13 protein-coding genes are annotated in these 13,945 nt (G+C 55.3%); 4 read left to right on the top strand and 9 right to left on the bottom strand.

Annotation, left to right across the window (positions count from 1 at the left end; all coding sequences use genetic code 11):
* Positions 1–61: 61 nt before the first annotated feature.
* From OHL20_RS23730 to OHL20_RS23720, 4 genes are all read right to left on the bottom strand, one after another.
* Entirely contained in the window at positions 62–1,681 is a 1,620-nt protein-coding gene (locus OHL20_RS23730) for a DUF4331 domain-containing protein (RefSeq protein ID WP_263385795.1), read from the bottom strand.
* Between the two features lie 292 nt (positions 1,682–1,973).
* A complete protein-coding gene (locus tag OHL20_RS25395; protein ID WP_396272868.1) occupies positions 1,974–2,270 on the bottom strand; it encodes a PDDEXK nuclease domain-containing protein in 297 nt (98 codons plus the stop codon).
* Positions 2,257–3,036: a DUF1016 N-terminal domain-containing protein gene (locus OHL20_RS25460; protein WP_263385794.1), complete on the bottom strand. Its 780-nt coding sequence runs from the start codon at positions 3,034–3,036 to the stop codon at positions 2,257–2,259. Before OHL20_RS25460 ends, OHL20_RS25395 begins: the two co-directional genes overlap by 14 nt.
* 72 nt (positions 3,037–3,108) lie before the next feature.
* Positions 3,109–4,098 (bottom strand): IS110 family RNA-guided transposase, encoded by a 990-nt coding sequence (locus OHL20_RS23720; protein WP_263385793.1) that lies wholly within the window; start codon positions 4,096–4,098, stop codon positions 3,109–3,111.
* A 105-nt stretch (positions 4,099–4,203) separates the two neighbouring features.
* Here OHL20_RS23720 and OHL20_RS23715 point away from each other — a divergent pair, with 105 nt between their 5' ends.
* Positions 4,204–4,575, top strand: a complete 372-nt coding sequence (locus tag OHL20_RS23715) for a single-stranded DNA-binding protein (RefSeq protein ID WP_263385792.1) — start codon at positions 4,204–4,206, stop codon at positions 4,573–4,575.
* A gap of 320 nt (positions 4,576–4,895) precedes the next feature.
* Here the strand turns inward: OHL20_RS23715 and OHL20_RS23710 are convergent, their stop codons facing one another.
* The 3 genes from OHL20_RS23710 to OHL20_RS23700 all read right to left on the bottom strand — a co-directional run bounded on the left by OHL20_RS23710 (position 4,896) and on the right by OHL20_RS23700 (position 9,104).
* On the bottom strand, positions 4,896–5,885 hold the full coding sequence (locus OHL20_RS23710; protein ID WP_263385791.1) for a GGDEF domain-containing protein: 990 nt from the start codon (positions 5,883–5,885) through the stop codon (positions 4,896–4,898).
* Between the two features lie 479 nt (positions 5,886–6,364).
* Positions 6,365–6,886, bottom strand: a complete 522-nt coding sequence (locus tag OHL20_RS23705; protein WP_263385790.1) for an SLATT domain-containing protein — start codon at positions 6,884–6,886, stop codon at positions 6,365–6,367.
* A 226-nt stretch (positions 6,887–7,112) separates the two neighbouring features.
* On the bottom strand, positions 7,113–9,104 hold the full coding sequence (locus OHL20_RS23700; protein WP_263385828.1) for an EAL domain-containing protein: 1,992 nt from the start codon (positions 9,102–9,104) through the stop codon (positions 7,113–7,115).
* A 563-nt stretch (positions 9,105–9,667) separates the two neighbouring features.
* Here OHL20_RS23700 and OHL20_RS23695 point away from each other — a divergent pair.
* Both OHL20_RS23695 and OHL20_RS23690 read left to right on the top strand, forming a co-directional pair.
* Positions 9,668–10,435: an ATP-binding protein gene (locus OHL20_RS23695; RefSeq protein ID WP_263385789.1), complete on the top strand. Its 768-nt coding sequence runs from the start codon at positions 9,668–9,670 to the stop codon at positions 10,433–10,435.
* 212 nt (positions 10,436–10,647) lie between these two features.
* On the top strand, positions 10,648–10,920 hold the full coding sequence (locus OHL20_RS23690) for an antitoxin (protein ID WP_263385788.1): 273 nt from the start codon (positions 10,648–10,650) through the stop codon (positions 10,918–10,920).
* Positions 10,921–11,064: 144 nt separating this feature from the next.
* Here OHL20_RS23690 and OHL20_RS23685 read toward each other — a convergent pair whose 3' ends face one another.
* Together OHL20_RS23685 and OHL20_RS23680 are read right to left on the bottom strand one after the other, a co-directional pair.
* Positions 11,065–12,132 (bottom strand): PDDEXK nuclease domain-containing protein, encoded by a 1,068-nt coding sequence (locus OHL20_RS23685; protein ID WP_263385787.1) that lies wholly within the window; start codon positions 12,130–12,132, stop codon positions 11,065–11,067.
* Positions 12,133–12,192: 60 nt separating this feature from the next.
* Positions 12,193–13,140: a tyrosine-type recombinase/integrase gene (locus tag OHL20_RS23680; RefSeq protein ID WP_263385786.1), complete on the bottom strand. Its 948-nt coding sequence runs from the start codon at positions 13,138–13,140 to the stop codon at positions 12,193–12,195.
* A gap of 125 nt (positions 13,141–13,265) precedes the next feature.
* Here OHL20_RS23680 and OHL20_RS23675 point away from each other — a divergent pair, with 125 nt between their 5' ends.
* On the top strand, positions 13,266–13,814 hold the full coding sequence (locus tag OHL20_RS23675; protein ID WP_263385785.1) for a hypothetical protein: 549 nt from the start codon (positions 13,266–13,268) through the stop codon (positions 13,812–13,814).
* Positions 13,815–13,945: the final 131 nt, after the last annotated feature.

Genomic DNA, 13,945 nt, shown 5'->3' with positions numbered 1-13,945 from the left:
TGCTCATGAAGAAAGGGCCCTCGAAAGAGTGCGAGGGCCCCGTTAGATGTGACTCGTTCACCTACTGCACAGCGCAAATTGCATTACCGCCCTGGTTGGTCGGTGCCGCTCCTACACTGGTCGATAGTGTCGGTTGTTCACCGCAGCCCGTCTCACCCACATCGATATGACGGCTGTCGCGTCCACTGTACGCGTAGTGGATGTACGGGAACGTCTCCTGCGTCGGTACGTCCGCAGAGTTGACTCCGTCGCCGATAGGATAGGAATACTTGGCACCCGCAAACGCACCAGCGACGGCTCGCGCCGCGATGTCGAGCACGTCATCCGTCACCCGACGTCCATTCGGAAAGCCAGCGCCGTCACCCGCTAGCAGACCGAGCCGTTTGCGATTCTGGTAGGCCGTCGGTGCCACACCCGTGTTCAGGCGCAGCAGGTCAGCCACAGGCCCGGTAGGCGTCCCTGGAGCAGCAATAGGAGCCGCATACGTCACCAGCGGCAGCAGATCCGTCCGCGGCGGAGTCGGAACGGCAATCCCGTACACCGCGTTGAACACCCGTGCCAGCAGAGGATCAAGATCGTACGCCGCAAACTGTGCATCGTTCTTCGGCTGCTCCTGGCTCCAGCGGTCCTTCGATCCCGTTCCAATCAACAGTTCGTTGATCAGCGGATTCGCCAGCCGCTGAACTTGATAGAAATTTCCAAAATCCAGCTCCTGCTGGGGTGAACGACGAATCGTGAATTCGTGTCGCGAAGTAGTCCCCCACGAACCGATCGTCGCCTTCGGGTCGGTCGCCGGGTGCGTCTGGCCATCGCTGGTCAGCATGCTGATTGGCACTTCAATCGCAATCGTGTTCACATTGAAGCCCGACACCGAGTTAGGAGCGATGTTCAGATGATCGTCCGCGTCCGCCGCCGCCGAAAGCACCCCGCCGCCAGCACTTGTACGGAAGTTGAGGCTGTCAAACGACGCGCCAAGATCGATGTAAAACGGATCGGCAACCGTACCCGCGAAGATGCGAATGTCGCTTGCACCACCCGCACCTTGCAGTTGATAAATGCCCTGCTGCGCCAGCGCCGTGTAATTCGGCATGGTGCGCGGACCCACATTGCTCGGAACCGCGATCAGATCCGATCCGTCAGGCTTGGTCAGGTTGATCGTCCGGCCGTTCTTCACCATCTGCACCGTATACGTTTGTAGTTCGTTGATACCCGCCGAGCCAGCACCCGTGAGCGATGTGATCGCGGGAGGCACGATCGGCGTTCCAGGAGCAACCGGCGCTGGCGAGTTCGCTGGGGCATTAATCCCATTACCGGCACCTACATAGGCTTGAAATACCTGTGGGGCACGGATCTGGGTCGTGAACTGGATGCGGAACGAGATATCTTCTTGCGCGTCAAAGTTGTTGTCCACCTTGATCTGGTAAAGCAGAGTCGGATCGAATGGGAAGTAATTCGGTCCATTACTCGGCTCAAGGAACGGATCGACATTCATGATGAAGGTCACCCGGTCCGGATGGTCGTAGCTGACAAAGGCATAGAAGTCGGTGATGTCGGCCTTATGGTCGAGAGCGGTGATCGGAGCTTCCCGGTGGCTGGAAGCAAACGCTGCTGGCGGTACTGCCATCAGCAGACTGAGGCTCATAACGAGACCTCGCCCGATGATCGGCTTGGTGGTTAACATATGCGGCTCTCCCATGCAAGTTCGTCTGTTCGGGAACGGGGCGACCTGAACCAAGGGCAAAGAGCATTCAAGAATTATGAAAGATCGACCCGCTCATTTGAACCACCTACGTCGAAGCTATACAGATGGATTGTCAGAATCGTAAAGATAATGAAGTCTTCACAAAGTGTTCTAGGCACGCAAAAATCGATGTGTACGATCAAATTTCCGCTATACTTCCGTTCGACTCTTAACACGGCCAGTTGGGCTCTAGCTTCGCCCAGAACGAATCGCAGGCCGAGATAAAGTCTCGCTACTCAGGACGTGCGCTCTGCACAGTTCGGGCTTCGAGACGTATGCGCGCTGTTTCTATGGCCCCATGGAGCTTTTGTCTAAGTATCGCTGGAGGCGGCAAAACGGTAAGATACTCGGCTACATGGATGCCTGCAGATCCCAACTCAAGTAGTTCTATCTGCTCCGTATTCTTGCCAGTACAGAGAATGATGCCTACAGGAGACTGTTCTCCTGGTTCTTGCTCGTATCTTGCCAGCCAGCGCAGGTAAAGCTCCATCTGGCCCTTATGTTCTGGTTTAAAGCTATCCTGCTTCAACTCGACGACCGCCAGCCGTTTGAGCCGCCGGTTGTAGAACAGGAGATCGATTTAAAGTCGTCACCGTCGAGCTGAATACGCTTTTGACGGGCCACGAAGGTGAAGCCTGCTCCCAACTCCAGAAGAAACGTTTCAAGTTCTCGCAGGATGGCTTCTTCGAGATCCCGTTCGAGAAGCGGTTCGACGATCCCAGGAAGTCTAAGACATAAGGGTCCTTTGGGAGGAGATTAGGAGTCACTTCGCCCTTGTCGCGAAGCGTCTCGAGTTCCTGACGAATCAGGGAGTGAGGCTGTTTCGAGAGAGCGGCACGTTCGTAAAGCATTGATCCGATCCGCTCATGCAAGGTGCGTACGCTCCACCGTTCGATACAACACATCTCTGCATAAAACTCGCGCTGGAACGGTTGAGTTAATGGGAGAAGTTCTCGAAAGTGAGACCAACTTAATTGTCGCCACAAAGTGGCGACAATTGCTTCATCGGGGAACGCGTCCGCAAACTGAATCGCTCGACGCAGGGTTTTCTCCATGTATCCGCGCCCAAACTCCGCCACCAATTGTCGCGACAGCATGGCGACAATCTGTTCTCCGTACGTACCACGAGCGTCGTGGAGCACCTCAGTGCGTATCCGTTTGCCGATGCTCCAGTAGAGCGCTGTCAGGCCAACGTTTACGGCAGCAGCGGTTTGGCGCTGTGCATCAACGATGAGTCCCCGCACATCCTCAAGAAGTGCTTCCACCGAGCCACGAACTGAAGAAAGTTCACCCATCAGAGCCAGCTTACAGGGAATTCTCTTGGTGAGATCTAGCCGATCCTGCTTCCCCGTCGCATCGAGCACATGCTATGAATCCATCTTGCGACAGAAACCATAGCAGTAAGGTACCGTTTCTTCTACCGGTGGAACAATACGGAATGATCCAGGTCGCCCCTCATCGCTGAGCACCAGCTTTGTTGCTTGTATCTTCCAGCTTTGGTTAGTGGAGGCGAATCCTTCTACCATCAGTTTTCGGATGTAGAAATTTCCTCGTTTGCTGATACCCAGCAGTTTAGTTTTGCCTCCTGAGGAATGCTGCCGCGGGACGAGCCCCAGCCAAGAAGCAAGATCGCGACCTTTTTTGAAGGCCGTGGCATTGCCGACCGCCGCAACAAGAGCCGTTGAGATGATGGGGCCTATTCCTGGGACTCCCATCAGGCGTTTGCATCCTTCATTCGATCTGGAGATGCGGCCGATCTCTTCTGTGACGGAGTCTATTCTGCTCTCCAGCTCCATCCACTCTTCACGCAGAGTCGACAGGATAGTTCGAGCTCGTGGAGTTAGTCCGTTCTCGGCGTCTTCGAGGATCGACGGTAACGCCTTCCGCAAATACTCAGATCCGACCCGTACCGGAAGGCCTCTCTCTAGCAGAAATCCTCTGAGCTGATTCGTAAGGGCGACCTTCCGTCCAATCCATCTTTCACGGACACGATGAAGCGCCTGCAGATCAAGTTGTTCCTCTGTCTTAAGGGGGACGAAGCGTATGTTGGGTCGGAGGACCGCCTCGGCGATCGCCTCTGCATCGATGAAGTCGTTCTTGTTGGACTTGACGTAGGGCCGAACATATTCGGCCGGCATTAGCTTTACGTTGTGCCCCTGAGCGATGAGAGCGCGGGTCAGGAAGTGTGCGCCTGAACAGGCCTCCATGCCCATCGCCTCCACCTTCAGGTTTGCCGTATACACCAGGAGCTGAGGTCGAGAGAACTTCTTCTTGACTACAACGGTGCCCGTCTCGTCGACGGCAACGAGGTGAAAGACAGTTTTCGCGATGTCGATTCCGACAGTGTGGATGCGCATGGCCCTACCTCCTGAACTCGCCAAACATTGTAACGAGCGGCGGACCATTACATAAGCATGTGCCGCAGACAGCGGCACAAACCAGAAGAAACGGAGCCAAACACCATGTTCAACAAAGTCATCCTCATCGGCCGCCTCGGACAGAACGCAGAAGCCAAAACCGCTCAGAACAACAAAGAGTTTGTCACCCTCAACATCGCAACCCAGGAGAGCTGGAAGAACGACAAGGGCGACTACGAGAGCCGTACCGAATGGCATCGCGTCTATGCCTGGAGCAATCTTTCGAAGTTCGCTAAAACGCTCCAGAAGGGACAGCTCATCACCCTCGAAGGCAAGCTCAAGTATCGCGAGGTCGAGGAAGATGTCGAGGGGGTCATATTCAAGCACCGGATCGCTGAGATCCATGCCATCAGCATGAAGCGGCTCTCGAAGATCGAAGCCGCCGATGATCCTTCCGACGGAGCCGACGACGAGTAGCCGTCAGCCTGGGTGGGTGGGCGAAGCGCCCATCCACTTGTTACCTTGCACTCCTAAGAGGCGATAGGTCTTCGTAACTTGTCTCGGCAATTTGTATTGTTGGCATAAGCGTTCTCGCCTCATCATTCAATGAGGTTAAAAGATCGGCTTTTCGGGGACTGCTCGCGTTGGTATGCAGGATGGTGCCACTTAGCCTCAAGTCCCTGCGCTCCCGAGTGTCCGCACTTTCAAGAGCATTTTTCATGGCACTATAGATCGCCGAACGAAAGTCAGAGGGAGATACATTATGGGTAGCGGCGATTACGCTGAGCGCGCGGGAATCACACTGCCTCCCCTGCGATCCGATTACGACCACCTGCCTTCGCCACATAAAGCGCCTTATCGGCCCGCTGCATCATCGCATGTACCGTGTCCAACGCGTTCAGGTGAGTGGCTATGCCAACGCATGCAGTGAGGTTTGCAGTAGGGTGGCGCTCACTTGTCTCCACCTTCGGGGCGGGAGGCAAGGATACCTTTTCAATATTGCGCCGAACCCGCTCAGCAACCAGATGAGCCGCCTCTAGATTGGCGCCCGGGAGGAGCGCCGCGAACTCTTCCCCTCCCCATCGTCCAATCACGTCGATCCCGCGCATCGCGTCTTGGATCTTCTCAACGGCAGCACACAAGGCCAGGTCTCCTGCGTGATGGCCGAACGTATCGTTGATGCTCTTAAAGTGGTCCAGGTCGATCATCAAAATAGAAAAGAACGCGCCTGTCTTTTGACTTCTCACCCACTCCTTTTCACACCATAAGAGGAAGATCCTCCGATTGAACAGGCGTGTCAGCGAATCAGTGTTCGCCATGTGTTCGAACCCCGAGGCTCGCATGGTTGTGGAGGTCCAGAAGAGCCCAAATGCAACGCCCAGAATGGCGACTGTGTAAGCAATGACAGTTAGCTCTTCCAATTGGACTGCAACGTTAGGGGCCCATGACAATCCGAAGATAGCTTTCACACTTCGCATTAGATTGGTTGCAACAGCACCGAGCAGGACCAAGGCTGTAAACTGCGCCGGCAGCCGTCCACCATGTCGTGAGATCGACAGTAAGCGAATAGCCGTTTCAATCAGCTGCCCGGCAATGAGCAAGCCGAAAACCGCAATGCAAAAGCGAGTGCCGGCGCCGCCGTAGAGCCGGTAAAGATCGCTACCGACGAGAAGGGCGAGAAGCGCAATGCCAAATATTGGTATCAGTGAGGAACTTGCCGCGAGCTCAAGGACACCGACGTGCAGCAAGACCAAGGCGAGCAGAATACATAATTCGGCAAAGAGCACAGAAGTCTGCGGCGGCATGCGGTGAGGCTGGAGGAGAAAAACGACCCCCAGGCCACCCAACGATAAGGAAAGGCTGAGCCATCCCAGACCCCTGAGTCCCCGAAGGTGCAACCGCGCGGCAGTCATACCGGCGCTCCCGCAAAAGAGAAGCACAGCGATCAACACAAGAATCAGAATTTCTCCATTCATTGAGGTGGGACAGTACAAATTTGTTTTCTAGGCATAACAGGGAGTTTGGTTCCGGAGGAAAACTCTGGTAGTACGTACTATCCAGCCAGCATCAAATTCGATTTACAGCGCAACTTCTGTCATCGTCTTTGCTACTGATCATTACGCCTCAGAGTGCCCAGCGGATTCTGAATAGCAGGCTTGTTATCAGATTTTTCACAAACCCTTCTAAGAGGCTTTTAGTTCAGAACGACTGCATTCAGCGGCGCCAGAAGAACGCGGTCCCAAGCAACTTGAACAGCGATCGCATACTACGAAGTGATCGTATTATATGGAGAGTCTTCAAAGCGGCGGCCGCGACTCGCCTCTGAGACAGACGCTGAACGACGCTCCTCCAAGAGTTCCAGTGCGAGGGCAGGTGCCCTTTCAGAAAGAGAATCAAGTTCCTTGCGGATCGTTTCAAGGGTTTGCAACGGGATGTCTTCGGACACCGGGCATATTGCCAGAGATTGCTCGATCTCCCGCGAGAGAGAGTCGAAGTGAGCGCCCGCGCTTCTATGCCGCTCGGCAGCTCCATAATTGTTTGCAGACATCTGGATCGCGGTCAATATTGCGGCAGCTATTCCGGCAATACCTGCGAAAATTCGCAGGCGACCACCTAACAATGTTTGTGTTGCGCCCAGCAAGCCTGACCCAAGTGCAGCGGAGAGTACCACTGCCGGAATACCAATCAGTCGATTCCTTCGAACCAGACTTCCTGCCTCAACGTTGTGGGCTCTTTGCTTTATTCGGCATTTCCGCTGCCAATCTTCAAGCAACTCTATGGTTCTCATAACAGGCTTATCTGGCACTCTGTCCTCTATCTTTCGCGTCGCTTCTTGGATTTAAGACGGGGATCGGAATACAGTCCTTACCCCTTAGAATGTTAAGGATACAGACAACCTGGAAATTCTCTTCTCTGAGAAACGAGATTAAGTCAGAGTTCTTAGGATAGTTTGTGCGCAACGTGTGCCTATGAGTCGCTCGAGAAAGCGGAAGGCAGAAAATTGCTTGCGTTCTTCAAGCTGAACCGAGAGTTCCGCTTCTAGGATCACACGTGAGTTCCTGGATTGTGGCGACCGCACCGGTGATTTTGCCTTCCTTATCACAGATTGGAGCCCCGGTGAGGCTGATCCATTTCTCCTCTCCTCGTCCTGGATCGTAGAACACCGTGAAAGGCTCCGTTGTGAGACCTTGCTGGATCGCGCGAGCCAGAGGGAAATCAGCCGTTTCGAGTCTACGTCCGTTCCTGCTATAGGAAACACGCTCTGAATAATCTGAGATGGCTGAGAAGTGAATCGTCTGCTCGAGGATCTTCTCCGCCTCTGGATTTCTGCTGACGATGCAACCGGTCGGTGCTACGGCGATCACGATGCCAATGGGAATCGCATCTATGACTGCTTGTAATCGAGCTTCACTGGCACGCAGATCTTCTTCTGCTTTCTTCCGATCGTCGACCTGTTCGACACTGCCATACCACCGCATGATGTCCCCTGCAGCGTTCCGCAAAGGCGCACCTCGGGACCGCATCCAGTGACAGAGCCCATTGCTGCTAAGCACGCGATACTCAAGGTCGATGCGAGCGCCGCTTCGTAGACAGTCTTCTACCACGTGCGTGGTCAACTCTAAGTCAGCCGGAATGACCCCGGTAAGCCAACCAAGGTGGTTTGTGCGTTCCGGCGAGAATCCTGTCAATTCTTCCCAGCGGGGACTTATCTCCGTATTCTCGCCGTTTGGGCTCATGGTCCACGGTATATGAGGATTAAGGTCGACCATGTTGCGGTAGTGATCTTCACTTTCCTGCAAAGCCTGATCTGAGCGCTTCCTCTCCGTGATGTCGATGACCGCAATCGAAACTCCCACGACTTCGCCCGCCTCGTCGCGGGCGGGCTGATAGGAGGTGAGAATCGTTCTCCACTCGCCGCAAGCACTTGGATCTGGCTTCTTCAGTTCTACTCCGGAAATTACTTCGCCCTGGAGAGTACGCAACAGATAGGGCTGCGCCTCACTAAAGATATGCGGGACCACCTCAGCTACGGTGCGACCGAGATGAGAGCGAACGGGAATGCCATTCATTTCAGCCAGACGCCGGTTGATGTTGACGTATCTCAAGTTACAGTCCAGAAAACACAATCCTACTGGCGCCCCGTCGTAAATGGCATTAAACTGAGCGAGCCGCTGCGACGGGAGAGCTTCGAGAGAGATGGATACGTTGCTCTCCTCAAAGGGCATCTGTCGATTTGCGAGAGCCGGAATCTCGAGGCTTTCAATGGTCGTAGCCAGTTCCATCCCGGGTACAGCTTCTCCATAAAGAAAGCCTTGGCCAAGCTCGCAGCCAAGACACAGGAGCATGTCAGCCTGCTCGTAATTTTCGATGCCTTCTCCAACTGTCACTAAATTGAGGGTGCGTCCCAGGCCAACAACAGCCGCCACAATCTTCCTGCACTCACGGCGCAAGAGCATCGAACGGACAAAGCTCTGATCCACTTTCAATTCGTCAAAAGGCAGTGTTTGCAGACTGGTGAGGCTGGAGAAGCCAGTACCAAAATCATCAAGAGCCAATCTGACTCCGAGACGTTTGAGATCAACGGCGATTGAAAGAGCGAGTTCCGGCTTCTCGAGCAGGGCGCTTTCGGTCAGTTCGATCGTAAGGCGCTGTAAAGCAAATCCATGCACATCGGCGATACGAAGAAGCTCCTCGGGAAAGGCTGGATCGCGGAGCTGCGAGGAAGACAGGTTCACAGCTAATCGCAAGCTGCCAGGGATCGAGGATATTGCTGTAAATGCATTGCAGAGAATACTTCTGGTCAAACGCCCGATAAGATTCTGGTCCTCGGCAACTGCTATAAACGCTGAAGGAAGAATGACCCCACGAAGAGGATGATGCCAGCGAGCAAGAACTTCGAAACCTATTAGCGTGCCAGTTTGGAGACTTACTTGTGGTTGGAAGTAGGGGTGTATCTCGTCACGGTCCAACGAAAGCCGCAGGTCTTGAGCTATCTCGTTTTCCACTGAGGTACCTGCCGTGATCGAGCTGCCGATGTGTCGCAGCCGAAAGAAGGATTTGAGCCCTGTCATCTTTGGGCCACTTGAAAATGCACGACATGATGTGTACGTCAGAACAAGAAGGGCGGATTGGATTGGGGATCAAGACTTTCCTGCCAATCTGTTGGCAATGAGCTTTTCTGCCGATTAGTTAGATCCGCAAGTATCTTCTTCATGCCGTCGCGTACTGCCGTACTTTCATCTCCTTTTCGCCGCCGGGGCGCCATGTCCTTCCATCGAGCCCTCTTAGCTTTTCGCGCGACCAAAAGCGATCCAAGATCACAGGAAGCAGCAAGGATGTTGAGCTGCATCTCCATGCTCGTATTGTTCAACCTACGCCACAATCTCCACTATGTGCCAGGTTCGAACCCTGCTCTCGCCCAAAGAGAGTTCGATCGTGAGTCAAATCCCATTTGGGACGCAACCGGTGACGAGTATTCGTCGGTCCAGGACGGAGCCTCGGCTCCATCCTGCATTTTTTATGAAGTAGGAGGGAGCACAAAGCCGCCTCAGAATGAAATACTGGCGCTATGGCAGACTCATGTACCATCTGCGGTGGCTCAGGCATGCAGGCATTCGAGAACCCTGACGGCGTCCGTTTCATGCGGGATTGCAGCTGTCGTATCCAACGACGTGCAGACCGGCTGGTCGCAGGAGCCAGGATTCCACGCCGGTACGAGCATTGCACGCTTGAGAATTTTGAGAGCGGCTTCCATGGGGCGACGAAGACGATTGCCGCCGCTCATCGTCGCGCGACCGACTTCGTCGAGAGATACCCGGTCGATACCGGTGGCCTCGGGCTGCTTCTCACTGGTTCCATCGGGGTCGGCAAGACGCATCTCGCCACGGGCATTCTTCGAAAGCTCGTCACAGAACGCGGAGCAACTGGACTCTTCTGCGACTATCGCGAACTTTTGAAGCAAGTGCAGAACAGCTACAACAAACAAGTACAAGCCACAGAGCTCGCCATCCTCGAGCCGATCTTCCAGGCAGAAGTGCTGGTACTCGACGAACTGGGCGCAGCAAAACCCAGTGAGTGGGTCTGGGACACGGTAGGCCTGATTCTGAACACTCGCTACAACGACCGCCGAACCACGATCATCACGACGAACTACGCGAACGCAGGACCACTGGGCAGTGGCCTGGAGGTTACGCCGATTCGTGGTGCGCTCCGGGAAGAGACACTTGGAGATCGGATTGGCGAACGGATGAGAAGTCGGCTGCAGGAGATGTGCGTTCAGGTCGAGATGCAAGGAAAAGACTTTCGTCAGAGTGTCGCAATGGCCCGCTTCACCTGATCATCTTCACAGAGACTCAAGGAATATCGACCTGTATTCCCCCTGGAAATGCTTGAAACCATTGCGAATGGAGGGATGAGGTCTCCTCCCCGCCTCCATTTAGGGACACCACGCGACGCCTCGGAGAAATGGCGCTTTCGCTCAATCACCCGAAGGAATGTCGATAGGAGCACTTGTGATTGCCCTTCTTGACACAGCTTTGCTCGACAGCAATGATGAATAGCAGAGGCAAGATCATGGTGCAGACGGGAAAGACAACGGTATTTGCGAGGGGCTTGGAGCAGCACGTGATCATCCCTGACGAGTATCAGATGTCTGCTGATGAAGTCTACGTTTGTCGTGATCCACGAACGGGTGACCTGATCCTTTCCGAGTTACCCGTTGTCTGGCGTGCGTTTTTCGCTGCGCTCGAGGAAGACAGATTTCCGGATGACTTCCTTGAGGATCGCGCCCAGGGGATCAACGAGAGTCGCGAAGAGCTATAGGCCAGCTACATGCCCAAGCCGAGAGTGGGCTACCTGGGATCGAGTTTGAGGATCAGCCACAACCTGGTTGCCCTCACTGTGGTTTGTGCAATAGGTTGTTGCACAGCTTATTGTCGTGACTACCCCGCCTGGGTTCCAGCAACCCTATTCCTTAGCAAAAGACGCCTGCCGTAACGTTTCCATTTCCAAACGAAGTCTGCTCACGACTTCCAGAAGATCTTCAACGCTGGGTAGTTCCTCCCGGACAGGCTCTGGAAGCTCGCGAGTCACCCGGTAGGTGGAGACGCCAATCGGCTGCCTCAAATTTTGTAAAGCATATTCCACGATCGCGCCGCTTCGACTCTCACAAAGAAGAAGACCCATAGTCGGACCGTCACCAGGCGCTCTCATTGTTCCGTCGACAGCCGAAATATAGAAGCTGAGTTTACCGGCATATTCTGGCTGGAACTCTCCTGTCTTCAGTTCAATCACGACATAACAGTGCAGGCGAACATGGTAGAAGAGCAGGTCGACATAGAAGGAGCGCCCATCCACGATAAGAGGAACCTGGCTGCCCACAAATGCAAAGCCGCGACCAAGCTCCAAGAGCAAATCGCGAAGATGATTGAGAAGACCTTGTTCCAGCTTTCGCTCGGCCAGGGGTTCAGCAAGGGTGAGGAAGTCGAAGTTGTAGGGATCGCGCAAGATCTGTTGCGCCATGTCGGAGTCGGGCGGAGGAAGAGTCAACCTGAAGTTGGTAAGTGCCTTGCCTTCCCTCGCGTGCAGTTGCCCTGAGATCATATGCACCAGAACGTTCTGGCTCCAACCGTGTTCGAGTGCAGCTCGAAGATACCATTCCCGAGTAGGACGGTCCTTGACCCGGTCGAGCACGCGGACATTGTGACCCCAGGGCAATTGTGCAATAAGCTGTTGCACTATTGAATCTTCTGGCCAGGCTTCGGCCAAGGACCGCATGTACTTGAGGCTTCTCGGACTAAATCCTTCGACTCCCGGAAACTCATTCTGGAGATCACGGGCAAGTCGATCGATGACCCTGGTCCCCCACCCCTCACTCCCCTGCCGTCGAAGAATGTCCTTACCAATCGACCAATAGAGAAGAACCAGCTCGCGGTTGACGGCGAACGCAGCGCGAACTTGAGCTGTTCCTATCCGTGTTTTGAGGTCCTGTAGGAGTTCCGTGTAGCCGAAGGGAAGTTGAGAACTGATTTCCACTTGATTAGGCTAGCACTCTTGCTTTGCAGCTGGCCCCGCGACCTCTGGAGCCCTCGCTCCTCAAAGCCCCAGGTTGTCGTTCACGGCCACGACGATCTCCTGCTCGGCGCCAAGATACCGCTCCGTTGTCTGGATGGAGGAGTGCCCGAGCAGGAACTTGATCTGCTCGAGATCGCCGCCGCCCTTCCGGCAGAGTTTGGCACAGGTCCGGCGAAGATCATGGGCACCGAAGCGCTCGATCCCGATCTGCTTGGCCGATTGCTCGACGACCGACCAGATGGCCCAGTCGCTCAGGGTCTCGCCCCGGATCTTGCCACCCTTGCCGATCCGGACCAGGAGCCGGCCTTGCTCGATGCCGGCGGCCTCGCGCCAGACATTGATTCCTTTCTTGACCCAGATCGGGATCGCGACGGTGCGGATCCGCCGGCCCTTGCCTTCGAGATCGGCCAGTACCCAGCGGCCCTCCCGCTGCTGGATGGTCTCGACCTCGAGCTCCGCCAACTCCGTCCGGCGCAGGGCGCAGCCGATCAGCAACGCCAGGATGACGTAGTCGCGCTTGCCCTTCAAGGTTGATCGATCCGGTACGGCGAGGAGTTCCTTCGCCTGTTCACGGGTCAGCCAGTTTCCCATCCGGGTTCCGGCCTGCTTGATGTTCGGGATCGAGGTGAGATGCCCGGCCTCTTCCACGCCCAGCATCCCGTTCCTCTGGGCTTCAGTCACCATCCGGCGCATGGCCGCAAGCCGGACGTTGATGGTCGAGGGCGCGAGCTCTTCGATACTGGCTCGGTACGCCATGAGGAGTGCCCGGGTGAGAGGTTGGCTGGCAGCGAACCGGAAGAGATGGTCGAGGGCCGTAGCGTAGTTCCGCTTCGAGTGGGCGGATGGGACCGTGTCCAGAACCATGCGGCGAAGGATCATTTGGGCCGGAGTCAGGGCGAATGCACTTCCCTGCCCCGCCGGATTGGGGTCCTTTGTACCCGGAAGGTCGGTTTCGAGCAGATTCTGCATGAATCAAGTTTACCCCTGAGAAGGGACATTGTCGTGGGTAATCTCTGCCACCCTCGCGGTCGATAGATAGCAGGCGTGCCAGTAATCCCGGTATCCTGAAACTGCTGATCTGGAGGCTTTTTCCCATGGCAAGACCCGTCAAGTGGTCCCGCGACCTCTACCCCATCCGCGAGCGAGCCGCCCAATCCCGCACGGAAACCTGGGCCCGCAAGGATATCGAGCGTCTCTTTGACATCGGCCGAGCCTCTGCCCAAAGTCTCATGAAGGCGATCGGCGAAGTCCAGGCGGTCGGTTGCGCCCACTTCGTGGAGCGCACTTCCCTGCTCGCTTTCCTCGACGAGATGATCGCAGCAGAGTCGGTGGAGAATGCGCTTCGGCATCGTCTGCTAGAAGCCGAGGCTCCGCCGGCGCCGAAGCCGTTCCGCATCGCCCTGCCTGCGGGCCTGCGCAACGTCATGCTGCGGGATTTGCCAGAAAACATCAAGCTCACTAGGGGCCGGCTTGAAATTTCCGCACCGGATACCATCGGCATGCTTGAGAATCTTGCCCTCCTCGCCCAGGCATTGCAGAACGATCTGGACAGCGCGCAGGCGACGTGGAGTCCCGTTAGGGAGTCCGCTACCGACGAGGATGACGACCTGAAAGCGTTCGTACTCCACCTTCGGAACTCATGAGTAGCTAGTCTCTACTCCATCGAATAAAGCCCTGATGTTCTACACGCGCACACCTGTGTACGTGTAGTACACGTGTTCCTTTGTATGCGTGTAGTACTGAGGACAGTTCAACACATAGACTGTACGCAAAG

The sequence above is a fragment of the Granulicella arctica genome (assembly GCF_025685605.1).
In the GTDB taxonomy this organism is placed as follows: domain Bacteria; phylum Acidobacteriota; class Terriglobia; order Terriglobales; family Acidobacteriaceae; genus Edaphobacter; species Edaphobacter arcticus.
This window is presented reverse-complemented; position numbering and strand designations above follow the sequence as displayed.